General features: G+C 42.9%; 27 protein-coding genes and 1 riboswitch. Of the genes, 2 read left to right on the top strand and 25 right to left on the bottom strand.

Annotation, left to right across the window (positions count from 1 at the left end; translation table 11 throughout):
* Positions 1 to 10: 10 nt before the first annotated feature.
* The 13 genes from der to B0H99_RS01220 all read right to left on the bottom strand — a co-directional run bounded on the left by der (position 11) and on the right by B0H99_RS01220 (position 12,752).
* Positions 11 to 1,321, bottom strand: a complete 1,311-nt coding sequence (gene der, locus B0H99_RS01160) for a ribosome biogenesis GTPase Der (protein ID WP_106531785.1) — start codon at positions 1,319 to 1,321, stop codon at positions 11 to 13.
* 93 nt (positions 1,322 to 1,414) lie between these two features.
* The gene (gene fni, locus B0H99_RS01165; RefSeq protein WP_281258852.1) at positions 1,415 to 2,449 is read right to left on the bottom strand and encodes a type 2 isopentenyl-diphosphate Delta-isomerase; all 1,035 of its coding nucleotides are present in this window, start codon (positions 2,447 to 2,449) and stop codon (positions 1,415 to 1,417) included.
* Between the two features lie 21 nt (positions 2,450 to 2,470).
* Entirely contained in the window at positions 2,471 to 3,616 is a 1,146-nt protein-coding gene (rpsA, locus tag B0H99_RS01170; protein WP_106531787.1) for a 30S ribosomal protein S1, read from the bottom strand.
* Positions 3,617 to 3,684: 68 nt separating this feature from the next.
* Complete coding sequence (locus B0H99_RS01175; protein WP_106531788.1) at positions 3,685 to 4,275, bottom strand: lysophospholipid acyltransferase family protein; 591 nt, start codon at positions 4,273 to 4,275, stop codon at positions 3,685 to 3,687.
* A gap of 1 nt (position 4,276) precedes the next feature.
* Positions 4,277 to 4,951 (bottom strand): (d)CMP kinase, encoded by a 675-nt coding sequence (cmk, locus tag B0H99_RS01180; RefSeq protein ID WP_106531789.1) that lies wholly within the window; start codon positions 4,949 to 4,951, stop codon positions 4,277 to 4,279.
* A gap of 125 nt (positions 4,952 to 5,076) precedes the next feature.
* Positions 5,077 to 5,754, bottom strand: a complete 678-nt coding sequence (gene prsW, locus B0H99_RS01185; RefSeq protein WP_106531790.1) for a glutamic-type intramembrane protease PrsW — start codon at positions 5,752 to 5,754, stop codon at positions 5,077 to 5,079.
* Between the two features lie 77 nt (positions 5,755 to 5,831).
* Positions 5,832 to 6,800 (bottom strand): asparaginase, encoded by a 969-nt coding sequence (locus tag B0H99_RS01190; protein ID WP_106531791.1) that lies wholly within the window; start codon positions 6,798 to 6,800, stop codon positions 5,832 to 5,834.
* Between the two features lie 78 nt (positions 6,801 to 6,878).
* On the bottom strand, positions 6,879 to 7,847 hold the full coding sequence (locus B0H99_RS01195) for a YpdA family putative bacillithiol disulfide reductase (protein WP_106531792.1): 969 nt from the start codon (positions 7,845 to 7,847) through the stop codon (positions 6,879 to 6,881).
* Between the two features lie 46 nt (positions 7,848 to 7,893).
* Positions 7,894 to 8,661 (bottom strand): metallophosphoesterase, encoded by a 768-nt coding sequence (locus B0H99_RS01200; protein ID WP_106531793.1) that lies wholly within the window; start codon positions 8,659 to 8,661, stop codon positions 7,894 to 7,896.
* 72 nt (positions 8,662 to 8,733) lie between these two features.
* On the bottom strand, positions 8,734 to 9,363 hold the full coding sequence (locus B0H99_RS01205; RefSeq protein WP_106531794.1) for a CBS domain-containing protein: 630 nt from the start codon (positions 9,361 to 9,363) through the stop codon (positions 8,734 to 8,736).
* Between the two features lie 63 nt (positions 9,364 to 9,426).
* Positions 9,427 to 10,176, bottom strand: a complete 750-nt coding sequence (locus tag B0H99_RS01210; protein WP_106531795.1) for a LysM peptidoglycan-binding domain-containing protein — start codon at positions 10,174 to 10,176, stop codon at positions 9,427 to 9,429.
* 80 nt (positions 10,177 to 10,256) lie between these two features.
* On the bottom strand, positions 10,257 to 11,684 hold the full coding sequence (locus B0H99_RS01215; protein WP_106531796.1) for a RecQ family ATP-dependent DNA helicase: 1,428 nt from the start codon (positions 11,682 to 11,684) through the stop codon (positions 10,257 to 10,259).
* Positions 11,685 to 11,729: 45 nt separating this feature from the next.
* Positions 11,730 to 12,752: a YpbB family protein gene (locus B0H99_RS01220; RefSeq protein WP_245894325.1), complete on the bottom strand. Its 1,023-nt coding sequence runs from the start codon at positions 12,750 to 12,752 to the stop codon at positions 11,730 to 11,732.
* Between the two features lie 99 nt (positions 12,753 to 12,851).
* Here B0H99_RS01220 and B0H99_RS01225 point away from each other — a divergent pair, with 99 nt between their 5' ends.
* Positions 12,852 to 13,103, top strand: a complete 252-nt coding sequence (locus B0H99_RS01225; RefSeq protein ID WP_106531798.1) for a ferredoxin — start codon at positions 12,852 to 12,854, stop codon at positions 13,101 to 13,103.
* Positions 13,104 to 13,199: 96 nt separating this feature from the next.
* On the opposite strand, the gene B0H99_RS01230 is transcribed toward B0H99_RS01225, so the two are convergent.
* From B0H99_RS01230 to B0H99_RS01280, 11 genes are all read right to left on the bottom strand, one after another.
* Positions 13,200 to 13,778, bottom strand: a complete 579-nt coding sequence (locus B0H99_RS01230; RefSeq protein WP_106531799.1) for an ECF transporter S component — start codon at positions 13,776 to 13,778, stop codon at positions 13,200 to 13,202.
* 150 nt (positions 13,779 to 13,928) lie between these two features.
* Positions 13,929 to 14,061, bottom strand: a riboswitch (FMN riboswitch).
* Between the two features lie 98 nt (positions 14,062 to 14,159).
* Positions 14,160 to 15,368, bottom strand: coding sequence for a hypothetical protein (locus B0H99_RS01235; protein ID WP_106531800.1), 1,209 nt, complete (start codon positions 15,366 to 15,368; stop codon positions 14,160 to 14,162).
* The gene (gene sigX, locus B0H99_RS01240; protein ID WP_106531801.1) at positions 15,358 to 15,891 is read right to left on the bottom strand and encodes an RNA polymerase sigma factor SigX; all 534 of its coding nucleotides are present in this window, start codon (positions 15,889 to 15,891) and stop codon (positions 15,358 to 15,360) included. The genes B0H99_RS01235 and sigX overlap by 11 nt, the downstream gene beginning before the upstream one ends.
* A gap of 45 nt (positions 15,892 to 15,936) precedes the next feature.
* Positions 15,937 to 17,718, bottom strand: a complete 1,782-nt coding sequence (locus tag B0H99_RS01245; RefSeq protein ID WP_106531802.1) for an ATP-binding protein — start codon at positions 17,716 to 17,718, stop codon at positions 15,937 to 15,939.
* Positions 17,711 to 18,427 (bottom strand): response regulator transcription factor, encoded by a 717-nt coding sequence (locus tag B0H99_RS01250; protein WP_106531803.1) that lies wholly within the window; start codon positions 18,425 to 18,427, stop codon positions 17,711 to 17,713. The genes B0H99_RS01245 and B0H99_RS01250 overlap by 8 nt, the downstream gene beginning before the upstream one ends.
* A gap of 100 nt (positions 18,428 to 18,527) precedes the next feature.
* Positions 18,528 to 19,712 (bottom strand): c-type cytochrome biogenesis protein CcsB, encoded by a 1,185-nt coding sequence (ccsB, locus tag B0H99_RS01255; protein WP_106531804.1) that lies wholly within the window; start codon positions 19,710 to 19,712, stop codon positions 18,528 to 18,530.
* On the bottom strand, positions 19,709 to 21,367 hold the full coding sequence (locus B0H99_RS01260; protein WP_106531805.1) for a cytochrome c biogenesis ResB family protein: 1,659 nt from the start codon (positions 21,365 to 21,367) through the stop codon (positions 19,709 to 19,711). The genes ccsB and B0H99_RS01260 overlap by 4 nt, the downstream gene beginning before the upstream one ends.
* Positions 21,368 to 21,380: 13 nt before the next feature.
* On the bottom strand, positions 21,381 to 21,929 hold the full coding sequence (gene resA, locus B0H99_RS01265; protein WP_106531806.1) for a thiol-disulfide oxidoreductase ResA: 549 nt from the start codon (positions 21,927 to 21,929) through the stop codon (positions 21,381 to 21,383).
* 89 nt (positions 21,930 to 22,018) lie between these two features.
* On the bottom strand, positions 22,019 to 22,750 hold the full coding sequence (locus B0H99_RS01270) for a pseudouridine synthase (protein WP_106531807.1): 732 nt from the start codon (positions 22,748 to 22,750) through the stop codon (positions 22,019 to 22,021).
* Between the two features lie 131 nt (positions 22,751 to 22,881).
* Positions 22,882 to 23,472: an SMC-Scp complex subunit ScpB gene (gene scpB, locus B0H99_RS01275; RefSeq protein WP_106531808.1), complete on the bottom strand. Its 591-nt coding sequence runs from the start codon at positions 23,470 to 23,472 to the stop codon at positions 22,882 to 22,884.
* Entirely contained in the window at positions 23,450 to 24,223 is a 774-nt protein-coding gene (locus B0H99_RS01280; protein ID WP_106531809.1) for a segregation/condensation protein A, read from the bottom strand. Before B0H99_RS01280 ends, scpB begins: the two co-directional genes overlap by 23 nt.
* A gap of 57 nt (positions 24,224 to 24,280) precedes the next feature.
* Here B0H99_RS01280 and B0H99_RS01285 point away from each other — a divergent pair, with 57 nt between their 5' ends.
* Positions 24,281 to 24,781 (top strand): DUF309 domain-containing protein, encoded by a 501-nt coding sequence (locus tag B0H99_RS01285; RefSeq protein WP_106531810.1) that lies wholly within the window; start codon positions 24,281 to 24,283, stop codon positions 24,779 to 24,781.
* Here B0H99_RS01285 and B0H99_RS01290 read toward each other — a convergent pair whose 3' ends face one another.
* Positions 24,782 to 25,141, bottom strand: a complete 360-nt coding sequence (locus tag B0H99_RS01290) for a GNAT family N-acetyltransferase (protein WP_106532012.1) — start codon at positions 25,139 to 25,141, stop codon at positions 24,782 to 24,784.
* Between the last annotated feature and the right edge of the window lie 19 nt (positions 25,142 to 25,160).

The following is a 25,160-nucleotide window of genomic DNA, read 5'->3' on the forward strand; positions in this document are numbered from 1 at the left end:
GGCTAATAAATTAAGTACGGGCTCTTGTTATCAAACGAATCGGCGTACCCTCGAAGTCGAAGCTTTCCCGGATCCGGTTCTGCAAAAATCTTTCATAACTAAAGTGCATTAGTTCCGGTTCGTTGACAAAGACAACAAAAGTCGGCGGCTGAATTGCTACTTGAGTCACATAGTACAAACGCAATCGGCGCCCTTTATCGGTTGGAGCTGGATTCATCGCCACGGCATCTTCAATAACTTCGTTCAAGATACTCGATTGAATCCGTCTTGAATGGTTCTCGTTAACCCGATTGATTACTTCAAGCACATTATGAACACGTTTCCCGCTTAAAGCAGAAACAAACACAATCGGTGCATAATCCAAGAACAAGAAATGTTCGCGTATTTTGCGCGTCATGACATTCATCGTCTTTTCGTCTTTTTCAATAGCATCCCATTTGTTGACAATGATGATGACGGCTTTGCCCGCTTCATGTGCATAGCCCGCTATTTTCTTATCCTGCTCTTGAATGCCTTCTTCTGCATTAAGCACGACTAAAACAACATCGGAGCGTTCAATTGCACGAAGCGCACGCAAAACACTGTATTTTTCAGTGGACTCATAGACTTTCCCTTTTTTGCGCATCCCAGCTGTATCAATGATGACATATGGCTGACCATCGTACTCATACTGCGTATCGACCGCATCGCGGGTAGTACCTGCTACATCACTGACGATTACTCGTTCTTCACCTAGGAAAGAGTTAACGAGCGATGATTTACCAACATTTGGACGCCCAATCAAAGAGAATTTGATAACATCGTCTGGATATTCTCCATCATCGTCTTGCGGAAAGTTTTTCGCTACTTCATCCAGTAAATCTCCTAAGCCTAAGCCGTGTGACCCTGAAATCGGGTAAGGTTCGCCTATTCCCAGTGTATAGAAATCGTAAATCATATGGCGCATATCCGGGTTATCGATTTTGTTAACGGCTAGAATAACCGGCTTTTTCGTACGATACAAAATTTTCGCCACTTGTTCATCCTGCGCTGTAACGCCATCGCGTCCATTAACCAGGAAAATGATGACATCCGCCTCATCCATGGCGATTTCCGCTTGTTGGCGAATTTGTTCAAGAAACGGCTCATCGCGTAGATCGATACCGCCCGTATCAATAATATTAAATTCATGTGTCAGCCAATCTGCTGAACTATAGATGCGGTCACGAGTAACTCCTGGAATATCTTCCACAATGGAAACTCGTTCCCCAACTATACGATTAAAAATCGTAGACTTGCCTACGTTCGGCCGCCCAACGATTGCTACTACCGGTTTTGACATAATTTATTCATCCTTCCACTTCATATATTGCTATTATACACGAAAAAGACGATGGCATCTTCTAAATGTCCATCGCCTTAAAATGTGCAATATTCAGTTTTTCACACGGTTGGCATAAGACGCTGGATTTAAGCCTCGAACGGTTAAATAGTGGAACAGTTCTCCTGAGATGATTGCCGGACAAAAAGCCAAATCAGATAGGTTCCTTGCACCGAGAGCCGTCATCATCATCGTCAGATCCTCATAAAGCGAATGAATTTCTGATATCAGTTCTTTTTCCCCTTTTTCCATCGCAATCTTTAAAAAAGAGCCTGCCAAACCTACGGCATCAGCCCCGAGGATAAAAGCTTTTAGCACATCCAAAGCACTATGGATCCCTCCTGAAGCAAGCAGGGTTTTGTCGAAAACGCTTTTTGTTTCAACTATCGCCGCTGCAGTAGGGATTCCCCATTCCTGAAAATAACCGAGTTTTCTCGATCGCCGCTCATTCTCGATTGCAGCAAAATTAGTGCCTCCAAAACCGCTGACATCTATTGCCGTAATATCTGCAGCCGCCAGTTGTACAGCAGTTTCACGAGAAATGCCAAATCCGGTTTCTTTTACGATGACCGGCACTTCTAAGTCACCAGCAATTCTTCGGATCCGGTCAATGGCACCTTTAAAGTCACGGTCGCCTTCTGGCATAGTCAATTCCTGAACGACATTCAGATGGATTTGCAGCGCATTGGCTTCTATCATTTCGACAGCGTCTTTAGCTTGCTGGACCGTCGCTTCGCTTCCAAGATTGGCAAACAGGATGCCTTCTGAGTTTTCTTTCCGGACAATTTTATACGTATTCCGCTCTATAGGATTTTTAAGAGCTGACATTTGGGAGCCGACCGCCATGCCCATTCCAGTTTCTTTAGCCACACGCGCCAAAAGGCCATTCAGCCTTTCAGTCTCTATACCTCCGCCACCTGTCATGGCATTAATAAAAACAGGCGATTTTAAACACAAATCACCTGTTTCGGGTTTAAGGAGGATATCTTCCACGCCTAAACCAGGAAGAGCTTGATGAATCAATCGAATATCATCAAACATCGTCCTAGGCTGTTGTGAGGTGGATAACGCAAATTGAATGTGGTCCATCTTCCGTTCTGCCCTCGACATTTATTCGGACTTAAACCCTTTTAGTTTATCTCCGATAACATCCCTGAGTGAAAAACCGGTAGATTCTTCGGGAGCTTCATACTCAGTGTAATCCTGCTCCGCTTCTTTTTCTTGCAGTTCTTTAATGCTGAGTGACAGGCGCTTGTCCGTTTTATTCACTTCAATCACTTTCACTTGCACTTCTTGCCCTTCTTTGAGCAGCTCGCTTGGTGTAGCGATATGTTTATGTGCAATTTGTGAAATGTGTACAAGGCCTTCTACGCCAGGCATCACTTCAACAAAAGCGCCATAGCTGACAAGGCGTTTCACCGTTCCAGTATGAATAGAACCCTTAGGAGCCTTTTCTTCAATCGCATCCCATGGCCCGGGAAGTGTATCTTTGATCGACAAAGATATACGCTCTGAGTCACGGTCCACCGAAAGGACTTTAACGGTAACTTCTTGGCCTTCTGTCACTACATCAGAGACTTTATCTACATGCTCATGAGACAATTGCGAGATGTGGACCAAGCCGTCTACGCCGCCAATATCGACAAAAGCGCCAAATGATGCAATACGCTGCACTTTCCCTTTTAACTGGTCGCCAGCGTGAATCGTTTCCATTACATGAACTTTCTGAGATTCTTTTTCTTTTTCAACTACCGCACGATGCGATAAAATTAAGCGGTTGTTTTCTTTTTCCATTTCAACAATTTTAAAAGTGAGGACTTTCCCTTTGTAATCTTCAAATGATTCGACGAAATAATCTTCCACTAATGAAGCTGGCACAAAGCCGCGGACGCCTAGATCAACAACCAGTCCGCCTTTCACTACATCTTTTACTTCAGCTTCAATAATTTCGCCAGATTGGAACTTCCCTTCTAGTTCATCCCAAGCTTGTTCAGCGTCTACTTTGCGTTTGGACAACACATAGTTTTCGTCTTCCACTTTAGTAATGACTAGATCCAGTTCATCGCCTACTTGGACCGAATCAGAAGCTTTCTCAATATGGAGGCTTGATAACTCGCTGATCGGAATAATGCCATCGAAAGGTGCCCCATTGATTGTTACTGTCACTGCTTTTTCTTCAATTTTATCAACTGTTCCCTTTACACGATCCCCGACTTGGAAATCATGGTTTTCCATCATGTTCATTTCCTCAGACATAAGTAACCCTCCTTTACAAACTATCCACTTTCTATTTTATTCGAATTCTCTAATAAAAACAAAAATAATCACTTATTTTCCTTGTATTCGTCAAGAATAGTTTGGATGCGTTCCATAATGACTTCTGTCACTTCGTCTGCTGATGCTTTGCGTTCGCGGAATGGCCCCATATCAATAGGGTCTCCATAAACCACTTTCACTTTCCGGAAGGTTTTATAAGGCCCGATAATGGCACATGGAACTACATCCGCATCTCCGCGAAGCGCGAAAAATCCGGCGCCGCTCAAACCTTTTTTTAACACTCCGTCTGTCGACCGGGTGCCTTCAGGGAACAACCCCATAACTTCTCCGTTTTTCAAAATTTTCAAAGCGCTTCGAAGCGCTTCCCGATCACTCATTCCCCGTTTTACCGGAAACGCATTGACTTTAGGCAGAATAGGGCCAAGCACCGGGTTTTTAAACAATTCTTCCTTAGCCATAAAATGGACCGTTCTTGGAGCTGTCATGCCGACAACAGGCGGATCGAGTGCATGTATATGATTCGAGCAAAGAAGAATTCCTCCTTCTTTAGGGAATTTTTCCAGCCCGATTACTTCAAAACGGTAAAGAGGCTTCAGTGCAGCTTTAACAAGCACTTTTCCAAAAGTATATAAATTCACTTTAGCTCAACCTTTCTTTTGCCAGTGTCAATATTTCATCTGCTGCTTGCTGAATCGTTAAAGAGGTTGTATCGATAAAGATGGCATCGTCAGCTTTTTTTAGTGGAGCAACTTCTCTTTCGCTGTCCATTTTATCGCGTTTAGCAATTTCATCCTGTAACTCTTCCAGCGGCGTTTCAATATTTCGTTTTTTGTTTTCTTCGAACCTTCTTCTTGCCCGTTCTTCAACAGATGCTGACATGAATACTTTCAATGCAGCATTAGGCAATACATGCGTACCAATATCCCGGCCATCCATCACAACTCCGCGCCCTTCAGCCAACTGCTGCTGCAATTCGACCATGCGAATGCGCACCAATTCGTGAGCTGCCATTTCAGACACGGCTTTTGTCACATGTTGCGAACGGATAGCTTCGGTCACATTTTTCTTATCCAAAAAGACAAGCTGGCCGTTCTCGGACGGCTGCAGGTCGATTTCTGTCTTCATCAACAGCGCTCCTGCTTCTTCATTGCTTGCCATATTTATGCCTTCATTGAGTGCTTTTAAAGTTATTGCACGGTACATTGCACCGGTATCGATGTAGATGTATCCTAATTGTTCTGCTACTATCTTCGCAATGGTGCTTTTGCCAGCAGCTGCCGGCCCATCAATTGCTATTTGTATCGGTCTCGTCAACACAGTCACCTCATCATATGTATTCAATGTATTTTATCATAGAAAAGCGGAAGTGCCTATTCAGCTCTGACAAGCGCTGGAAGGATGCAGAAAGAAAAAGCCTTGCGTTAGCAAGGCTTTTAACATTACTGATGAATGGAGTTTTGATCATGATAATGCGACAAAGATAATAGATGGGCTTGTTTGACTTTCCTTAATCCGAACCACCATAGAAAAAGCATGAACGGTATAATTCCATATAACCAGTTAGTATGGGAAAACAGCAACGCATTGTAAGCAATATGCAGTCCTACTGATGTAAATAAAGCCAAGATCAGCCATTTCGCAGGAATATTGCTGGTGAATTTAGCGCGTCCAAAATAATACCCCATCACAACCCCAAAGAGCGCATGGCTTGATACGGGCAAAAATGCTCGGATAAATGCAGTCTCTAGCCCGAACTCCACCAAATATAAGATATTTTCAACGGTAGCAAAGCCAAGAGAAACGCTAGCGCCATAAAGAATCCCGTCATAGGGGTCTTCGAAATCAACATGACGATAAATGCCGATCAGCAAGACAAGCCACTTGAAAAATTCTTCTAGGATGCTCGAAAACAATACTGTCTGAGAAAAAGCATGCTTGAATACTCCTTCTTCATCAAACACATATTGAATAAACAAAATCGGAAACGTCAAAATTGCTCCATATACAAAGCATTGAAACAACAATTTTGAGGGCTCATTCGAGAATTGATCCCTCAAATAAAAATAACTGAACAAGGCCAAACTCGGAGCAATAGCAACAGTTAGTAGAATAAGCATATGCATGCTCCTTTGCTTGAGGTATTCATATCATAGCACGGTCAGCAATCCGATTATCAATATAACAGTAGATCAGTTTATTTTATAAAAGTGTTTACGTCTATATTTTTACCAGAAGAAAGAGCCACGGCCAGCTTAATTCGCGCTTTTTTGCTGTCATAGTCACTGCCAAGCAATACTCCATTCAATATTAAATCATGGGCGCTACCTGGATAACCATAACTAGGATATGCATTTCCTTCTTCTGCGCTTGTTGTTAAAACCACAACAATCCCTTTTTTGACCGCTTCGGCAATTGCACTGACCATATACGGAGAAACTTGGCCACGCCCTGCTGCTTCAAGAATTATGCCTTTTGTGTCGCTGCTTGCCAAAAGCTCGATTATTTTGCCGTCTTGGCCAGAATAACATTTAACAATGTCGACACGCGGCAAATCACCTGTCACTTTATGTACATCACGATTGATCGGTTTTTGATAAATACTTACTTTGTCATTGTCAATGATGCCAAGATAACCATGCCCGAAGGAATCAAAGCCTTGCAGGTTGCTCGAATGAACTTTTTTAACGTACTTAGCTGTATAAATCCGTTCATTGAACACTACGACCGTTCCAACCCCTTTTAATATTTCGTCAACCGAGACATAGATGGAATTGCGCAAATTCGAATAGACATCCGTTCCCACGTCGTCAGGAGAACGTTGTGAGCCTGTAACTACAATAGTTCGGCTATCCGCTATCGTTAAATCCAGGAAGTATGCTGTTTCTTCAAGCGTATCGGTCCCGTGTGTAACAACCACTCCATCAACCGTTTCATCTTCAAGCTCCGCTTTAATGGCATTTTGAAGTTGAAGCATTTCAGAGAATCCGATATGCATGCTAGGCAACTGGAACACATCTATCACTTTTACTTCGATTTCTTCTGGCAATTGGCATAAAGCAGCCAATTCTTTTCCGGAAATTGCTCCGGATTTCAGCAAGCCTTTCGATATTTCCTTGCTTGCAATTGTCCCGCCAGTCGTAATTAATGAAACTCTTTTTTTCATTTTAATTTCACCTCTCAAACTATATTCTACACTACTGAACAGGAAAAAAAGATAGCCAATTCCAATAAAAAAACGTACTCAATGTACGCTTTCTTTTTCTGCCAATGCTTGTGCTATCCGTTCGCCGTGGAAGCGGCCGTTTTCGATAAAAATTTCATTTGCATTGTTTCCTGCGGCAATCACTCCGGCAATGAACAACCCTTCTACAGTCGTTTCCATAGTCTCTTCATTGTGTTCTGGCCGTCCGGAAACCGGATCGATGGTAATGCCCATCTCCGTCAAAAAACGATGGTCAGGATGATAGCCGATCATCGCAAAGACAAAATCGTTCGGAATGCTTTCTTTAACGTCGTTTACTGTCAGCTCCACCGTTTCTGCCGTTATCCGATCGACTGTGGAATCGAACAACATCGTGATTTCCCCTTTGCGGACAAGTCCATCAAATTCAGGTAAAATCCAAGGCTTTATGCTTTGTGAATAGCTAGTGCCGTGATACGAAACCGTCACCCGGCTTCCCGCTTTATGCAGTTCAAGCGCTGCATCGATAGCTGAATTTTTGCCCCCGATGACCAGTATATCCTGATCAAAATAAGGATGACCTTCCTTAAAATAGTGCATCACTTTCGGTAACCCAGCGCCTTCAGCGGCAAGCTTGTTGGGCTGGTCATAATACCCTGTCGCCGCCACTACATATTTGGCTTGATACGTTTCTTTAGTGGTAGTAACTTCAAAATGCCCTTTATTCTCCACCTTCAGTACTGTCTCGAAAGAGCGAATTTCAATCCCTGTCCTTTTTACGACTTCTCGGTAGTATACCAATGCCTGGTTGCGCTTAGGTTTTCGCTCTTCCGTAATAAAGGGAATTCCGCCAATGGATAGCCGCTCACTAGAGCTGAAGAATGTCTGGTGAGTTGGATATTGATAAATTGCATTAACGATATTGCCTTTTTCTATTACAATCGGTTTAAGTCCAATTTTTTTTATTTCTATTGCCGCGGATAACCCACAGGGTCCGCCTCCGATAATAAGTACGTCTGCTTTTTGCATCAATTACCTCTCCTAAACTAATCTATATATATAGCATAGAAGATTTTCAAGAATTCCGCCAATCCCGACGCTTCGGCTGTATGGTCAATAAATGATATTCTGCCGGCGCCCCTAAACGAAGCGGCAATGAGGTTGTTCCAAATCCATTTGTTACTAGTTCAGGTTTGCCGCCTTTTATCTTTAAGGCTCCTTTTCTATAAATCCCCAGTTTTCCAAGACGGATTTGACCGCCATGCGTATGCCCCGCCATCAAAAAATCAACAGGGTATTTTTTCTTTACGCGTTTAAAGATAAAAGGAGAATGTGATACGAAAATTACAGTATCCTCTTTTTTCACTTCAGAAAAAGCACGATCCAACCCATCATTTTCCAAAGCCAAGTAATTCACACCTACTAATTTCAAATGAGGATTACCAAAAAGTGATACGGATTCGTTATCCATGGGCTTTATACCGTAATGAGCAAATAACTTTCTCAAATTTCTTGCTTTCACTTCCCGATCATTGTTTCCCCATACAAAATAAACAGGAGCTTTGTTGACAAGCAATTTTAGATTTTCGGCAACCTGCTTTAAAGAAACGCCTCTTTCAGCAAGATCTCCTCCAATTACAACAATGTCTACAGGAACTTCAAGCATTTCTGGCGATAGCTTTCTTCGGTGTATATCTGCGATAAAAAGCAAGTTGAACGGGCGAAACTGCACTTCGGCATCGAGCCGAACGGCTTGGCGTCTAAGATTATGGGCAAATGCATTTTTGTACATATAAAGCAACAGCGCAAGTGCTGCTCCTCCAGCTTTTACCATCCCTTTCATATTCAAAACCTCCTTCATATAAAAAAAGGCAATAAGAATTAAATTCTTATGCCTTTTTTCTATTCCTATTAATCAATCTTCTGAAACATCCAACACCCGGAAACCAGATTTCTCCAGTTCTTTTACAAAGCGTTCGATGTTGTCTTTTTTCTGGATTTTCAAGACAATTCGCCGAACTAATTTATCAGTTTCATCGAAGGTTACAAGGGAAATAACGGCCTCCTTGTATTTTTCGATAATTTCACCCAAACGTCCGATACGGCCTTGTGTTTCTACAGAAGTAAAAGTGATTCGGAATCCAGGTTGATGCATCCCAAAAGCACTTTGCAGCTGATTAACAACATCAAAGCGCGTTACTATGCCCAAAAATTCTGTTCCTTCAACCACTGCAATAATTGGAAAGTCATTCAGTTCGATAAGTGCTTTCTCGTATACATCATTGATATTCAAGTAAACATCCTGATTTACAACAACATCACTAACGAGGGTGGAATTTAGGAATTCTTCTTTACTTTTTCCGGAACGGAAAAATGCTTGATATGCATAGTACCATGTGAAGATTCCTTTGTACTGGTTGCCGTCAACAACCGGCAGCGCATCCACCGAATGCTTTTCAAGCAGATCAAATCCCACTTGTACAGGGTCATTCATTTTTACAGAATAACAATTTTCTTTTTTTATCATCGTGCTTTTTACGAACATCTGCTCACCTCAATCTATGTCTATAATTGCTTTATTCGCCAAAATACGTTCCTGTTCCTCTTTTTAAGGCAAAATTAATGTTTGCCCTACGCTAATCGAATTGGAACTCAATCCATTTGCTTGTTTGATTTTTTCAACTGCTTCTGCTGCTCCTGCAGCACCGTAGTTATTAACCGCAATTCGGTATAACGTCTCTTGCGGCTTTACCACATATGTTTTTGAACCTTGTAGAGGTTGTTCGGGCTGTTTTTCTGCTTCTTCTTTCTGTTGAGCAGCCTGCTTTTCAGCAGCAGCTTTTTCCTCTGCCGCTTTTTCTGCTGCAGCTCTTTCTTCCGCGGCTTTTTGTTCTGCGGCTTTTTGTTCTGCTGCTTTTTGTTCTGCCGCTTTTTGTTCTGCCGCTTTTGCTGCTACGGCTTTTTCTTCCGCAGCTTTTTCTTCCGCAGCTTTTTGTTCTGCCGCTTTTTGTTCTGCCGCTTTTTGTTCCGCTGCTTTTTGTTCTTCCTGGTCTTCAGCGACCACTGCCGGAACAATAGGCGTTTCCGGTGGTGTATTGGTTTCAATGCTGACTTCATTATTTGCAGCTCTCGTTGTTATGGTGTCATCTGGCTGATAGAAAACAATTACATATATAAGAATCGTCACTGGAATTAAAATTAAAAGGGAAAATAAAGTCGGCAACAAAACACTCTTTTTCTTTTTCGGTGGATTTTTAGCCGAATTGCGTGCGGCTCGTCTTGAAGGAGCGGCAGGGTTTGCTACAGAAATTGCTTGACGATCTTTTTCTATGGATTCCCGGTAATTTTGCTTTCCCATTATCGATTACTCCTCTTCCTGTCTAATAATTACATTATGCCTAAAATATTGCCAATTGTAAATGGCTCTTCTAGGTATTCCTAAGAAGGCAGAAGAGCATCCAGCCGGTCTTTCCAACTAGTAGGAGTTTCTTTTTCAATTTTTTTTGTCTCTTCTTGAAAAACCGAATAATTTATTCCATCGTTAACACAGCAATTTCCAGGTTTTTCAAGCAAGTGCTGCTCAAAGCATTTACTGATATATTGACGAATACAGCTTTGAATGGTTACCAAATTCCGAATTTTTTCTACTTGTTTTATTTTTTCCATCTGCAATTCCTCGATCTTGCGCAACGTTCCTTCCAACGGCAATCGGCTTTGCCAATATGCAATTACCCGAAGAGCTGTTTCTCGTACTATTCCTTGTTCCACTAGACGTTCGGCTGCAGTATTGTTGGCATAAACCTCCCGGATCTCTCTGGTTGTAGGCAATTCATCCATGACGATGCTCTCTACTAGCCTTTCATCGCCTTCAGCATACAGAAGCGTAGCTAAAGCCGGTTTGCCGTCCCGTCCTGCTCTTCCCACTTCCTGAACATAACCTTCGACCGATGTTGGCAGTTGAAAATGAACAACATGGCGTATATTTGGAATATGCACACCCATTCCAAAGGCATTTGTTGAACAGACCCAATCCAATTCCCCATTTTGGAATTGCTGCTGCACAAATACGCGATCCTGATGTTCCATCCCGCCATGGTAAAACGCTGTAGCTAAACCGCTATTCGTTAACTCAGTAGCTAATTGCTGGGCTTTTTTACGCGTTCCTGCATAAACGATTCCCGGCCCTTTGCAATCCACCACAAATTTCTTCAGCCACTCGACTTTTCGCTTCTGGTCGTCAAATCGTTTTACATCATAGACCACGTTTTTTCGATCCATCGGATGTGTGTAGATAAAAGGACTAGGGATGTTCAAATATTTAATTATTTCATTTGTTACTTTTGATGTAGCGGTAGCGGTTAATGCTAAGACTTGAGGATGATTTAGCAAAGGCATCACTTCAGCAATCCGTAGATAATCCGGCCGAAAATCAAATCCCCATTGGGAAATGCAGTGGGCTTCGTCTGCTACAAGCAACGAAATGGTAATTCGCTGCAGTTGCTTTTTAACAAAGGGCTGCACCAACATCTCTGGAGAAATGAAGATAAAACGGTATTGTCCAAGCGAGTTCCATATTTTTTCTTTGTCCTCTGGTTTGAGGAAAGAATTGATCGCCACCACTGATTTTTCGCCCATTTTTTTCAATTGGGCCACTTGGTCTTGCATCAACGACAGCAACGGTGAAATAATCAGTACGCTACCTGGCAAAAGGTGGGCCGGCAATTGATAGCACATGGATTTACCCATGCCAGTTGGAAGCAGAGCGATTACATTGTTGCCTTTTAATACTTCTTCAATAACTTCCCGCTGGCCGGGCCGAAACGAATTAAATCCATAGGTCGAGTAAAGCAATTTTTCCAATTCCACTTTTCATCCTCCTTTGAGCCTGTTCCCAGCCTTTTCAATTACCCGCTATTGTTTGACCGCAAGTGCTAAGCGGATTTGAAAATAAGTTGCTGCCGGAACTTTATCTTTAATGTCCCGCAACCTTTTTGTTTGTTGTTCTCGGCTTAAATGCACGATAGTTTGATAGATTTCTTCGCTGATAAAAGGGCTATAATCAAAATAAGGATCGTTCATGGCAAGTTCGACAACATGGTCTTCAATAGTGCTGCTTTTCAATTGCCTTAGTTCAGCAATTTGTTGAAGCGTAAACCCTCGGGCAAAAAGCTTTTCTGTCCGCTGTGCTGATTCTGTCAAAGATGATTGTTGAATAACGCCTTCTAACAGCCTCAACAACAGCGGATGACGATTTTGTTCAATTATATGCATCCATGCATGCAATGTTTCGACTAAATTCAGCTGAGCATCTAACGGAGCTATCCCCTGATTGGCAGAAATTTGCTCCCATGTCAGTCCACTAAAACCGAATCCAGATAATCGCGACATTAAAATCATTTTATGCTGTTCAGGGACCGCCGTTTCTTCCAAACTGGCCAAAACTTGGGCCTTGAAAGCTTTGACAGTCTCCGGGGCACGAAAATTGTGCTGCCGCAAATAATTTTTGGTCCATAGCTGTATTTCTTCGGAATTGATGACCGGATCAAAACTGTTCACTTTTTGGCTTATATGGGAAAAAGTTTGAATAGTTAACGAGAGACGGCTTAAAAATAATTGTTCATTTCCACGGTATCTCCACCCATCTAATGGAGTTGCCGGCGTTTCGGAAGATAAGGCCATATCCGTTAAGTCGATAACATCTGTATTTTCCTGCAAAAAACCACGTGCAAAAAGGCCATCCACCGCTTGGTCATAGAAACGCTTCTCAAGACGAGGCATAACAGCAAAATAAGGAAATAGCCCATAATAACCGATATCTTGAATCGTTTGCCCGGACTTTTTTCCTTTAATCAAATGGTAAGGAGAAGAGAGAGTCCGCTCACGATTCACAGCTTTCATGATAGCGATTAAAAGTTCATCAAATAACAAAGACATATCCCCCTAGCGTTTTTGGTTGAAAAACTAAACAAACATCTATAGAATGAATCTGATAGTATAACTGAACTTGTTCGGAGATAAAGGAGAGGAAACATTATGGCTAAGTATACCATTGTCGATAAGGATACTTGTATCGCTTGTGGAGCTTGCGGAGCTGCTGCACCCGATATTTATGACTATGACGATGAAGGAATTGCGTTTGTTATTCTAGATAATAACACGGGAGTAGAGCAAGTTCCAGACGAATTAGAAGAAGACATGGAAGACGCATTCGAAGGCTGCCCAACCGATTCCATCAAAGTAGCGGATGCTCCGTTTGACGGAGATCCTCTTAAATACGAAGACTAAGAAAAACAAAACAGGTGTACATGAGAGCCGTTGCTTTCATGTACACCTGTTTTTATTTTATCAACAGCTAGGTAAAAACCTTGCCGCCGATTGCCATCATTGATAATAAGCACGTTGTTTATCAATCCAAGATTGAAGATTGCTAAACATAAGCAAAACGACTGACGTAAGCAATAAGCCTTTAATAAGATTGAACGGCAATATCCCGAGAATGATGCTTTTGAAAAGAGCATTTCCGGTTTCTGCTGGGAAATTCAAAAAGTACGAGTACATTGGCAAGAAGACAAAATAGTTTAGAACACTCATGCCGACAGCCATCGAAAAAGTTCCTGCCGCAAGTCCAAACAAAATCCCTTTTTTATTGGACATCTTGCGATAAATCAAATAAACCGGTGTTATAAACAAGATGCTGGTGGCAAAGTTCGCCATGTGCCCAACAGGGACCCCAGTCTGGCTGCCTGAGAAAAGCCAGTCCAGAACGTTTTTAAAAAAAGCGACAAGGATTCCGGCAACCGGCCCCATCGTAATTGCTGCAATTAACGCCGGAACATCACTAAAATCGACTTTCAAAAATGCAGGCAGTGCGGGCAATGGAAAATTAAATAGCATCAAAATGAATGAAATGCTGCTCAACATCCCGATTGCAACCATGGATTGTAACTTCTTGTTCTTCATTTTTCCTCTCTCCTTAGAGTGATTCACCAGAAGAAAGGTTCGGATCTACGCCACCACATCAAATCTCCCTTAAGCGGCTAAGCACTTAAGGGAGAAAAAGGCACACTAAAAAGAGCGCTTCGTTTAGATGCAAACGGCATGCGTCCGTACCTTCACCTTCTCCCATCCAGACTATACTGTCGGCTTTGGAATCGCACCAAATCCTGCCTTTTACGGCTCGCGGGCTGAAGAAACAAGTTCTATTACCGCCGGTAGGGAATTGCACCCTGCCCCGAAGATGAATCGTTATTTTTTTATATCCTAATATTAGTAGAAAAAAGCCATCCTGTAAACTACTATGCTCACAGAATGGCCTTTCTCTTTTTTCTGATCATTAGAGTACTATCGCATCGGCCACTCTAATTTGTTTGGTGCAACAGGAACCTCAATCGGCTGCGTCAAATCAAATTCGTTCCACTGCTCTTGTACTGTATTGCTTAGCTGGACTTGTTTGCCAAACGACTTAGTAGTCAAAGACAAGCTTTCAACCAGACGAACTGCAGCAACAGGATCTAGCGATTCAAAATCGAAAGGCTCCGTAAATTGAACTTCAACAAGTTCTTCTGTTTCGGTGACTGCGTAAGACGTGCCTTCCGGTATGGTCGCTTGTTGAAAATCACTTGGGGACGTCGCTAATGATTCGACAGCTTCCGCTGCAGAGCTGAACGGCATTCCATGGCTCGGTATGAGGTAAGTTGCTCCACCAGCTGTCGTATAGGCATGAAAAGCTATATTAGCTGCCTCAGTTTTTATCGGTTCCATCGGACCAACCTGTCCAAATTCTGCCGGCGTACCATCTTCATTTAACAAAGCCACTTCTTCGATGTCTTTAAAGGTATCTTGGATTGAAGCAGTGTAAACACCTATGCTTGCCGAGGATTTATCGTATTTATGGTCGCTTGGCAGCATATGGGCAGCTCCACGATCAGTTTTCGATATTGTTCCCGAATAAGGATGGTACTCTGCAAAACCCAGTGCTTCTTCATCAAGCTGAGAGGCATATTGATTGTAAAGATCAACAGAATCAGGTGTGCCGTTCTCGAAATCCCGTTCAATCTGCTCTTTAGGAATCAAAAAAGAAACAGGAATAACGTATGCATTTTCTGTTAAACCGATCGTAAACAAGATGGCTTCATTCAAATCACTCTCGTAAACTGCAGTCCGGCTCATTTCAGCCGGTGGCATATCCGAAATATTAGCGGATTCTTCAGTTTCTTCACTTTCCTGGCTTGTCACGGCAGCAGAATTGCCGCCCACATCGTCGCTCGCTTCTTTCGAGGTAATAGCGGTCTCTGCAGTTTGATCAGCCACGCTTTCTTCTACAGCCGAATCAATGCCGTTTTGGCTCAATATTGAAGCTGCCAGAATTCCTATAGTCATAAAGGCCAGGACTGCCACAAGCAGAGGCAGCCAGTTTCTCTGCCGCTTCTGGGCAGGAGCTTTTTTAGCAAGCCGGCTGTATACTTCCTCTTTTGGCCGCCGGTCTTGAATTTCCGGAAAATCTCCTAACAAATTTTCAATATAACTTTCATCCCATTTGTTATTCGACATTCGCTTCTCCCCCTTCCATAGAGGATAGTTTATCGCGCAATGCATGAATTGCACGGTGCTGGGTTGTTTTGACTTTCCCTTCAGTCCAGCCTAGAACTTCGGCTGTTTCAGCTATCGATAAATCTTGAAAAAAACGCATGATGATCACTAATTTCTGATCTCCCGTACACAGATCCAATGTTTTATAAAGCCTGATTTTATCTTCGTTCAACATTGAGATTTCTTCGGGGATTCGTTCAGATGAAACCAACTGTTGTGTTTCCCAGTCGAAAAAATCCATCGAATGCTTTTTTCTGACGGCCGCTTTACGGAAATGATCAATAGCGACGTTTTTAGCGATTGAAAAAAGCCACGTTTTTTCTGAGCTTTTCCCTTCGAAGCGGTCGTATGCCCGAAAAACGCGTATATATACTTCATGCATCAAGTCTTCTGCCAATGTCCGGTTCTTCACTAAATAAATAAGAAATTGGAAGACATCTTGATGGTATTGGTCATATAGCCGATGGAAAACGGAGTCATTCATAAACTCCCCCCGTTCTTTAGATTAGTCGTATCCGTTAAGAAAAAGTTACATTTTTTTCAGTGGAAGCAAAAAGACAAAAGATGTCCCCACTCCTACTTCGCTCTCGGCATATATCTCGCCGCCATGCGCTTTTATGATATTGCTGGCGATTGCCAGACCAAGCCCAGTACCGCCTTTTCCGAGCGTACGCGCTTTATCAGCTTTGTAAAAACGCTCAAAAACATATTCCAAATCTTCTTTGGTTATGCCGATACCTGTATCATTGACCAATATTTTTGCATATCCATGTTCTTGTTCGACATTGACTATGACTTGCCCTTCTTCCGGCGTATGGCGCATTGCATTATCGATCAAGTTTGTCATGACCTGTTCAATCCGGTCCTCATCCAGCTCTGTGGCGGCCCAATCGTCAAGGCTTGTTTTGAAAGACAAGTGAATGCTTTTTTCTTTTGCTATCTGTGAAAATTTCATCGTCATGCGCTCTATCATGCCGTTGATCTGCACTACATCTTTATAAAGCCGCATATGTCCGGATTCCAAGCGCGCCAAGTTCAGCAGATCTGTTACTAGACGCCCCATGCGCTGTGACTCTTCGTAAATGATTTTTGTCATTTCACGGCGTTCTTCTTCTGAAGCGCCAACATCATCCAGTATCGCTTCACTATAACCTTGGAGCATGGCTATAGGTGTCCGGAGCTCATGAGAAACATTGGCGATAAAGTCCTCCCGCAGCTTCTCTAGCTTATGTTGCTCAGTCATATTGTGCAAAACAGCCACAGCTCCGCGTATTGATTCGCCGATATAAAGCGGACTAAAGGTAATGGCATAGTAAGCGCCTTCTATTTCCAGCTCTTCTTCGATTTCTTCTTCGAACATTAGAACATGATCAAGCATATGGACCATTTGCGGAGGCAATGGCTCATTATCTTTATTGCTGATCTTCCCAAGCCACTGCTGAATAAACTTGTCAGCAGGCGGGTTGCTCAGCAAAATAGTCCGATCCTGATTGAAGGTGATGACCGCATCCGCCATGGATGTCAAAATACTTGAAAGCTGTTCTTTTTCCTGGTTGATAACTTCAACATGGTGTTTTAACTGGCGGCCCATTTGGTTGAAAGCTGTGGCCAACTGCCCGATTTCATCGCTGGATGCGGCACGGACTTTGGTATCAAAATTACCCTTTGCCAGTTCGAATGCACCTTCACGCATATTGCGCAATGGCAGAGTGATACGTGTCGAAAGGAAAAATGCAAAAAAAGTAGTTAGCAGAAAGGCGATAAACGCCGATAAAAAAACGATATTGGTCGTTCTCCCGGCCGTCCGGTCCATAACTTCCAATGATTGATAGATGAATACGGTTCCATGCAGCTCTTCACCCGTGTGAAGCGGACTTGCCAATACGATATATGATTCCATCATGTTCTCGTTTGTCAAAGAAGGCAAAAGCATTTCTTTTATGACCGTTTCGTCCGTTTCGAACACTTTTTGAAAGTCAGGTTCGTTCAAAATCGTCTCCCGCAACGCTTCTCCATTGATCCCTTTATGAATATAGTAAGTACTTTCATGGGGAGCTTCCGCAATAACGGCGTTAGTATCTGGGCCAAGAATATCTTCAATGATCATCAAGGAACTGAATACTTCTCCATAATCATTAAAAACCCTAGCGATTGTAGCCGCTTCCTGTTCTAGTGTTTCCTGTACCGCTTGGCTATGGTAATTTCCAAGAAATTCAAGCAGCAGGACTGTCACAATAAACAGGACAAAGGAAACGAGAAGCAATATGGTTAACCACAGCTTCCCGACGACACTATTCCATATTCTATTCATTTCCAACCTCGAATTTATAGCCTACGCCCCAAACCGTCACAATCATCTTAGCGGCGGATTCGGATACCCGGTTCAGCTTTTCGCGCAATCGTTTGACGTGCGTATCGACTGTGCGCAAATCCCCAAAAAAGTCATAATGCCAAACTTCTTTCAGCAAGTGTTCACGGTCAAACACTTTGTCCGGTGATTTTGCCAGAAAGTATAGGAGCTCGTATTCTTTAGGCGTCAAGTTCACTTCGACGTTATCCGCGGTCACCCGATGGGCATCGTGGTCAATCGTCAAATGCGGGAATACCACCAAATCTTTTGACACAGTTGAATTGGTCACTGGCGAATAAGCAGAAGAGCGGCGCAAGATTGCTTTGACCCGCAGCACAACTTCTCTTGGGCTAAATGGTTTTACAATATAATCGTCCGCTCCCGATTCAAATCCTTGAACACGGTTTGCCTCTTCGCCTTTTGCTGTCAGCATGATAATTGGCGTCATTTTTAGTTCACGCAACTCCGTACTCACTTCGATTCCGTCTTTTTCCGGCATCATGAGATCAAGCAAAATGCAATGGTAATCTTTTTCAGTAGCCATTTCCAATGCTTGGACGCCGTTTTCGGCTTCTTCTACAATGTAGCCTTCGCGTTCCAGGTACATTTTCAGCAAGCGGCGGATTCTTTCTTCGTCGTCTACAACCAATACTGTAATTTCTTCAGACATTGTAACCCCTCCAACTTTTGTCTCTTATGATACATTGTACCCTCAACATATCCAAAAATAAATAAAAAGCCTTTTCCAACAGTGGAAAAGGCTTTTCTGCTTATGCGTATGAGTGCAGACCGGCAATAATCAAGTTTACAGCTACAAGGTTAAACAGGATTATTGTAAACCCGATCACACCAAGCCATGCTGATTTTTCACCATGCCATCCTTTGCCCAATCGCAAATGCAAGTAAGCGGCATAGAACAGCCATGTGATGAGCGCCCATACTTCTTTTGGATCCCAACCCCAGAAACGGGACCAGGCAATTTGCGCCCAAATCATTGCGAAGATCAGTGCCCCTAATGAGAAAAGCGGAAATCCGATAATGACAGCGCGGTAGCCAATTTCATCCATTAAATTCAAGTTGACGTTTTTCACGAACGGCTTGAGAAGGGCCGAAATTCGTTTTCTGGCAACAAGCCGAATTAGCCAATAAATAATGGTACCTAGGATCACCGACCAAGTGACTGTCGTCAATTTGCTGGCATTGACTATGGCCGGCATTTCTACTAGCGGTGTCATCTTCCCTTCAGAAAGGGCCTCGTATTCGTTCATGCCGAAAATCGGCGGCATTTTGTATGCAATCTCTTTATCTAAGCCTTCTTTATCGACATAAGCAAAGTTCGCTTCGTAATCAGTCACCGTGAAGTAAGTACTTGCAGCAACGAACCCTACTACCAAAACAAGAGAATACATGATTGCTTCCAGCCAAAAGCGCTGTTTTGATTTTTTCGTCAGATCTACTACTTTCAATAAATATACTAGTCCGGCTGCTGCACTGATTGCCAGTATTCCTTCGGCAATTACAACAGTGCTGACATGGATTGCCAGCCAGTTCGATTGGAGTGCCGGAATCAGTGGGCTGACTTCACTCGGAAACATGCTTGCAAATGCGATGATCAATAAAGCTACTGGCAAAACGACCATTCCAAGGACTGGTGTTTTGTAGAGAAAATAAAGGACCAGGAAGCCACCGACAAGTGTCATTCCGAATGCCGTAGTGAATTCAAACATATTGCTTAGAGGCGCGTGTCCAGTTGCACCCCATCTTGTAAAGAAATAAGCTAAATTTGCTAGAAAACCGATAATTGTAATGATGAAAGCCGTTTTGCCCCAACGGCTTTCTGAATTATATGTGCCTGTCTTGTTGCCTTTTACTGCTCCGCCAAAAACAAAAGTAGCTATCAGGTAACAAATGAAGGCAGCGTACAGGAAATTGGAACTCATAGCAGCCAATGTCATAGTGCTTCCTCACCTTCTTTTTTCATCCTCATCTCGATGTCTTCCTGCTGATCCGAATAAGCAGGAAGTGACGCAAATTCTGAAACTTGATCGAGGTCTTTTTTCAAAGCAAACCAGTTTTTGTTCGTATGGCCTGCCAAGACAATTTCCCCGTTCGCTTTTTGCTGAATCCAGAACCGGCGGTGATTAAAGTACATTCCTTGAGCCACACCGATCATGAAAATCAGTCCGCCAAGTCCGAGAATCGGCAAAGTTTTATCTTTGCGGACTGTCAGACCAGAAACGTTGCGCGTTTCAGCGCTTTGGAATTCCAATTTAAATTGGTTTTCCCCAAAAGGTTCGATCGTGTTTCGAATCAGGATAAAACTGGTTTCCCCTTTTGGTGTTTCAGGAGTCGTCATTTCAACCAAGAAACCTGGATTGTTCGGAAGTGGTGTCGCTGTTTGGGGTTCTCCGTTCTCGAAGCCGGAAAAATCCGGATAATACCCTTTCAACTCAACCGTTGCACCATTTTCAAGTTCATAAAACTTTTCCGGATTGATCAGATCAATCGTCAATTCACCTAAAGAATCACCTGATTCTTTGTTGGTCAAAGCAAAGTTCATCGCTTTGAGTTCATTTTGCTTGTAATCCATTTGGTATACCGCAAAGCCGTCAAATTTCAACGGCTGATTGACGCGAATCGGATATTCCTTAACCTCTTCCATATTTTCCATTTCTCCTGGAAGACCGTCTTCCGCCTTTTTATACAAAACGATATCTGTTTGGTAATTTTTAACGACAGACCCAACCCGGTCAACCGCTTCGCTAAAAGCACCATCTTTCTCTTCCCCAGTATATGTCTCTAGTTGAAATTTTTTGCTCTCAAGAGCATATCCGGGTGCTTCCGGAATAGCACGTGTTTCGCCTTCCCGAATCCATAACGTTTCGTCTACATAAAATCCTGGCATCATGCGCAGCATGACTCCAAACAGGAAAATAATCAAACCAATATGGTTAACATAAGGGCCCCACCGAGAAAAACGGCCTTTTTCTGCTAGAAGGCCATTTTTATCCAATGTCACGTTGTATTTCAATTCTTTTAGTTTCGTTTCCGCTTTTTCAAGCACATCTTCCGGAGCTTGGCCTTTTCCATATATACGCTGTTTGTTCATGAAACTCTCGTGACGGAGAACCCGCTGATTTTTCAAGGAACGATATAATGGCACAAAACGATCCAGACTGGCGATAATAAGTGAAATGGCCAGCATTCCGACTAAGATGATAAACCAAAACGAGCTGTATAAATCATGAAATCCTAAATAATGATAGATACGGCCGACTTCACCGTAAACGTCCGAATAATATGCTTTAATAGTAGCTTCGTTTCTGACAGGCACTTGAACATATTGCTCTTGAGGCAAAATAGTTCCAACAGCCGCAGCCACTAGAAGCGCGACGATAATTCCAATTCCGACTTTAACACTGGAAAAGAAGTTCCATACTTTGTCGATGATTGATTTGTTGTACGTCTGGGACCTTCTTGCTGTACCTTCATAGCGCATGTCCACAAGCTTGCTGTTTTGTTCTTTCTCGGTCAATGACCGTCCGCACGATTCACAAAGAATTGTCCCGGGCGGATTTACATGACCGCATTGGCATTGCTTTTTCTCCATCCGAAAAAACTCCTTATTGAGGTTTAATTTCTTCCATAAACCCTTCAATATCCTGTTCTGTCATTTCACCGGTGATGATCCGCTGAATTTCACCATCTGGATTCACCAATACCGTGGTCGGCAATGGGATAATGTTGTAGGCGGTCATTACACTTTTCGTTTTGTCGATAACAACGGGAAATGACAACTTATATTGATCGGCAAACGACTGGACTTCGAAATCAGATTGCGCAATATTTACAGCCAACACTTGAACACCTTGGTCTTTGAAAGCTTCATACTGTCTGTCCATGGCAGGCATTTCTTTTGCACAAGGCTTGCACCAAGTTCCCCAGAAATTCAAGAAAACTCCCTGTCCTTTATAATCGGAAAGCTGATGGCTTTCGCCTTCGAGGTCAACAAGTTTGAAATCGGGCGCTTGATCGCCAACCTTCAACACACTGACATCTTCAGCTGTTGCGTTGTTGTAAAGGGTGTATCCAATGGCAGCAATCAGTAGAAAAAGGATGACTGAACGCATAATGACTCTGTTTTTCTTTTTGCTCTTTTTCTTCTCGTTCATTATATTCCCCTCCTTCGAGGTTTATGCAAATCCAATTATAGCAAAGTTTCTACCATTGAATGGAGGCACTTTTGAATGGTTTGTGAACGTTAGTGGCGCTTGCCGGTTTCCGCCATAACCCGCAATAACTTCACTTCATGAGCGCTAAGTTCTCTAGATTCTCCTGCATTCAACCCTTTGAGTGTTAAAAAGGCAAATTGCTCACGGCTTAGTTTTTGCACCGGGAATCCAATTGCGTCAAACATTCTTCGCACTTGGCGGTTTCTGCCTTCGTGGATAGTTATCTGGACAATGGCTTTTCCAGTTTTGGAATCAGCCGATAAGAGTTTTACTTTAGCCGGGGCCGTCATGCCGTCTTCCAGCTTAATGCCGCGCTCCAATTTTTGTAGATCTTCTCTTTTTGGAATGCCTTTCAGACGCGCTACATAGGTTTTGTCAATTTCAAATTTCGGGTGCGTCAGCAAATTTGCGAACTCACCGTCATTTGTCATAATCAACAAGCCAGACGTATCATAGTCTAAACGGCCGACCGGATAAATGCGCTTTTCGACAGTGTCAAAGAAATCAGTGACAACTTTTCTATTTTTATCATCGCTAACGGCAGAAATGACTCCGCGCGGCTTATATAATAAATAGTAGACTTTTTGTTCTTTTTCAAGCTGCACGCCTTCCACTTCGATCGTATCGGAATGTGATACCTTAGTGCCAAGTTCCTTTACCACTTTTCCATTAACTCGTACTTTTCCGTCCAATATTAACTGTTCCGACTTGCGTCTTGATGCGATGCCGGCATGTGCCAACATTTTCTGTAATCTCTCCATAAGTTCACCTCATTGATTTTTTTCCGTTCGTTCCTCTCGGAATTATGTCACATTTGATACAAAAGCGAAAGTGCCACGCATTTACAAAAACAAAGGAAGACTGTTATCCATTCGCAGTCTCCCTTCGGCGATTAAGCTTTCACTTCTTCTTGAAAAGCGGCTTGAAATTTAGTCATAAACAAGTCTGTTTCTTCTTCCGGCTCATCGCTGGCATCCTCTGGCAGCGGTGGAAGTTCATCCAAGCTTTTCAATCCGAAATAATTCAAGAATTCGTTCGTTGTTCCATATAAAATGGCACGCCCCGTTCCTTCTGCACGTCCCATTTCCTGAACTAAACCTTTAGCCGCAAGTGTCTGAAGCGGCTTTTCGCTTTTAACTCCCCGCAAATCCTCGATTTCCAAACGGGTGAGCGGCTGCTTATAGGCAACAATCGCCAGCACTTCGAGCGACGCTTGCGACAGCGCTTGAGGCGTTGGGTTTTCCACAAGTTTTTGGATGGTCTCGGCTACCTCCGGCTTTGTAACAAGCTGGAAAACCCCCGAAAATTCCTTGATCATTAAGCCGCTTTCAAGTTCTCCGTAGCGATTTGCCATCTCATCAATGCATGCACGTATTTCGTCTTCCCCAGTTTCTGTCAGAAACTCCAGCTGAGCCATCGTCAATCCATCGTCACCGACTACAAAAAGCAACGCCTCAATTTTATTCGAAAGATTCGTCTTCATATTCCCACGTTTCCTTTCTCAGTTCCACCTGCAAATCAGTGAAATTCTTTTCCTGTTCTACAGCAATAACTTGCCGTTTCATCAGTTCAAGCACCGACAAAAATGAAACCACTAAAACCGACTTGTCATTTGACGGAAACAAGTCTACAAAAGAAGTTTTGCCCTTAGCAGCCTTTAACCGGCTGACGATTAATGTCATTTGGTCCTTAATTGAAATTTCCTGGCGCGCGATACGCGCTGACAATGGCGCCTTCAATTGTTTACGCCGCAGCATTTTCTGAAAAGCCGCCAGCATATCATAGGCATTTACTTCCAGATCTACATTTTCGATTGGCGTAGCAAGCTGGAATTCAGACAAGTCCTTTGGCGATTTAGTAAACAGCACTGCCCGGTTTGCTTCCATTTCCTTCATTTGAACGGACGCTTCCTTGAATTTTCGGTACTCCACAAGGCGCGAAACTAATTCTTCGCGTGGATCTTGCTCGTCAAATTCATATTCTATATCCTCAAGTTCCCCTTCATGGACTGGAAGCAGCATTTTGCTCTTAATCGCAAGCAAAGTTGCGGCCATCACCAAGTATTCGCTTGCTTCATTTAACTCCAGCACTTGCAGAGCGCGAATATGTTCCATATACTGTGAAGTGATCTGTGAAACCGGGATATCGTAAATATCAATTTCCAAACGGTGTATTAAATGCAATAATAAATCAAGAGGACCTTCAAAGGCCTCTACTTTTACTTCATAGGACATGCTTGACCACCTGACTGTTAAAGATACTTATATTATTATAGTAGAAAGGGGATTAAAATGCACCCACTCCACCACCCGCTCTTTATTCAATTTATTATAAATTTTAATAGCGAACACGATTATTTTGAATGCCATGAAGTTGGGGAAGAGTATTGGAAATCTCTTGCGCCTAAAGACAAAAACCACCCTATGACCGGCTGGATCCAGATGGCTGTCGGCATGTACCATTGGAGAAGAAGCAATTACCCGGGGGCTTTAAGATCATTTATACGGGCAAAAGCAAAGCTTTCAGATGGGGGCATTTGGGTAGATGGAATCGACCATATGGAATTAGTTCGATTGTTGACAGTTTCAATAGAAGCAGTTACTGATCGAAAACCTTTTTTCTCTTATGAGATTCCCATCTCTTCAAAAGATTTGACCGAAACCATAAACAGTTATCAAGCTGCCCACCCCATCGCGCCTCAAGACCCGTATTACATCATGCATAAGCATCGGCTGCGTGACCGTTCATCAATCATCAGTCTGCGTGAACAAAAAAAAAGGCGGAACCTTTAATCAAAGGCCGCCTTTTTTCTGTGGGCATTTTTCAAGAAATGCTCGAGTTTCTTCCGTCGAATTCATTTCTTTCCCCTGCATCATTTGCTGAATTTTTTCCACCATTGACTGGCCGATTCCTTCGTTTCGATATGAAGGATTGACTGACACATGATGAATGGTAAATGCGTCTTCGCTGACTTCCACACCCAATAAGCCGACAAAGTCTTCTCCTTTTTTCCAGAGAAACAATTGCCATTCCGGATTATCTTCGTATTTCTGCATTGTTTGCTGCAGCACTTTCAAATCTCGCTCTCTTGGCATGAAAGACATCAAGCCCATTGCGATTTTTTCAAACGATTTTTTATATCTTAGTAACATAACCAATCCCTCGTTTTCG

Source organism: Planomicrobium soli (assembly GCF_003014655.1).
GTDB lineage: Bacteria > Bacillota > Bacilli > Bacillales_A > Planococcaceae > Planococcus > Planococcus soli_B.

Coding starts and splice junctions, on each gene's coding strand:
- sigX (WP_106531801.1), bottom strand. CDS start 15,891: ATGAATGACTCCGTTTTCCATCGGCTATATGACCAATACCATCAAGAT.
- B0H99_RS01230 (WP_106531799.1), bottom strand. CDS start 13,778: ATGAAGAACAAGAAGTTACAATCCATGGTTGCAATCGGGATGTTGAGC.
- fni (WP_281258852.1), bottom strand. CDS start 2,449: ATGGACCACATTCAATTTGCGTTATCCACCTCACAACAGCCTAGGACG.
- B0H99_RS01210 (WP_106531795.1), bottom strand. CDS start 10,176: ATGGGAAAGCAAAATTACCGGGAATCCATAGAAAAAGATCGTCAAGCA.
- ccsB (WP_106531804.1), bottom strand. CDS start 19,712: ATGACATTGGCTGCTATGAGTTCCAATTTCCTGTACGCTGCCTTCATT.
- B0H99_RS01260 (WP_106531805.1), bottom strand. CDS start 21,367: ATGGAGAAAAAGCAATGCCAATGCGGTCATGTAAATCCGCCCGGGACA.
- scpB (WP_106531808.1), bottom strand. CDS start 23,472: ATGAAGACGAATCTTTCGAATAAAATTGAGGCGTTGCTTTTTGTAGTC.
- B0H99_RS01195 (WP_106531792.1), bottom strand. CDS start 7,847: ATGCAAAAAGCAGACGTACTTATTATCGGAGGCGGACCCTGTGGGTTA.
- der (WP_106531785.1), bottom strand. CDS start 1,321: ATGTCAAAACCGGTAGTAGCAATCGTTGGGCGGCCGAACGTAGGCAAG.
- B0H99_RS01220 (WP_245894325.1), bottom strand. CDS start 12,752: ATGTCTTTGTTATTTGATGAACTTTTAATCGCTATCATGAAAGCTGTG.
- B0H99_RS01235 (WP_106531800.1), bottom strand. CDS start 15,368: ATGTCGAATAACAAATGGGATGAAAGTTATATTGAAAATTTGTTAGGA.
- B0H99_RS01245 (WP_106531802.1), bottom strand. CDS start 17,718: ATGAATAGAATATGGAATAGTGTCGTCGGGAAGCTGTGGTTAACCATA.
- prsW (WP_106531790.1), bottom strand. CDS start 5,754: ATGCTTATTCTACTAACTGTTGCTATTGCTCCGAGTTTGGCCTTGTTC.
- B0H99_RS01290 (WP_106532012.1), bottom strand. CDS start 25,141: ATGTTACTAAGATATAAAAAATCGTTTGAAAAAATCGCAATGGGCTTG.
- rpsA (WP_106531787.1), bottom strand. CDS start 3,616: ATGTCTGAGGAAATGAACATGATGGAAAACCATGATTTCCAAGTCGGG.
- resA (WP_106531806.1), bottom strand. CDS start 21,929: ATGAACGAGAAGAAAAAGAGCAAAAAGAAAAACAGAGTCATTATGCGT.
- B0H99_RS01205 (WP_106531794.1), bottom strand. CDS start 9,363: ATGTTCGTAAAAAGCACGATGATAAAAAAAGAAAATTGTTATTCTGTA.
- B0H99_RS01270 (WP_106531807.1), bottom strand. CDS start 22,750: ATGGAGAGATTACAGAAAATGTTGGCACATGCCGGCATCGCATCAAGA.
- B0H99_RS01225 (WP_106531798.1), top strand. CDS start 12,852: ATGGCTAAGTATACCATTGTCGATAAGGATACTTGTATCGCTTGTGGA.
- B0H99_RS01250 (WP_106531803.1), bottom strand. CDS start 18,427: ATGTCTGAAGAAATTACAGTATTGGTTGTAGACGACGAAGAAAGAATC.
- B0H99_RS01190 (WP_106531791.1), bottom strand. CDS start 6,800: ATGAAAAAAAGAGTTTCATTAATTACGACTGGCGGGACAATTGCAAGC.
- B0H99_RS01200 (WP_106531793.1), bottom strand. CDS start 8,661: ATGAAAGGGATGGTAAAAGCTGGAGGAGCAGCACTTGCGCTGTTGCTT.
- B0H99_RS01280 (WP_106531809.1), bottom strand. CDS start 24,223: ATGTCCTATGAAGTAAAAGTAGAGGCCTTTGAAGGTCCTCTTGATTTA.
- B0H99_RS01285 (WP_106531810.1), top strand. CDS start 24,281: ATGCACCCACTCCACCACCCGCTCTTTATTCAATTTATTATAAATTTT.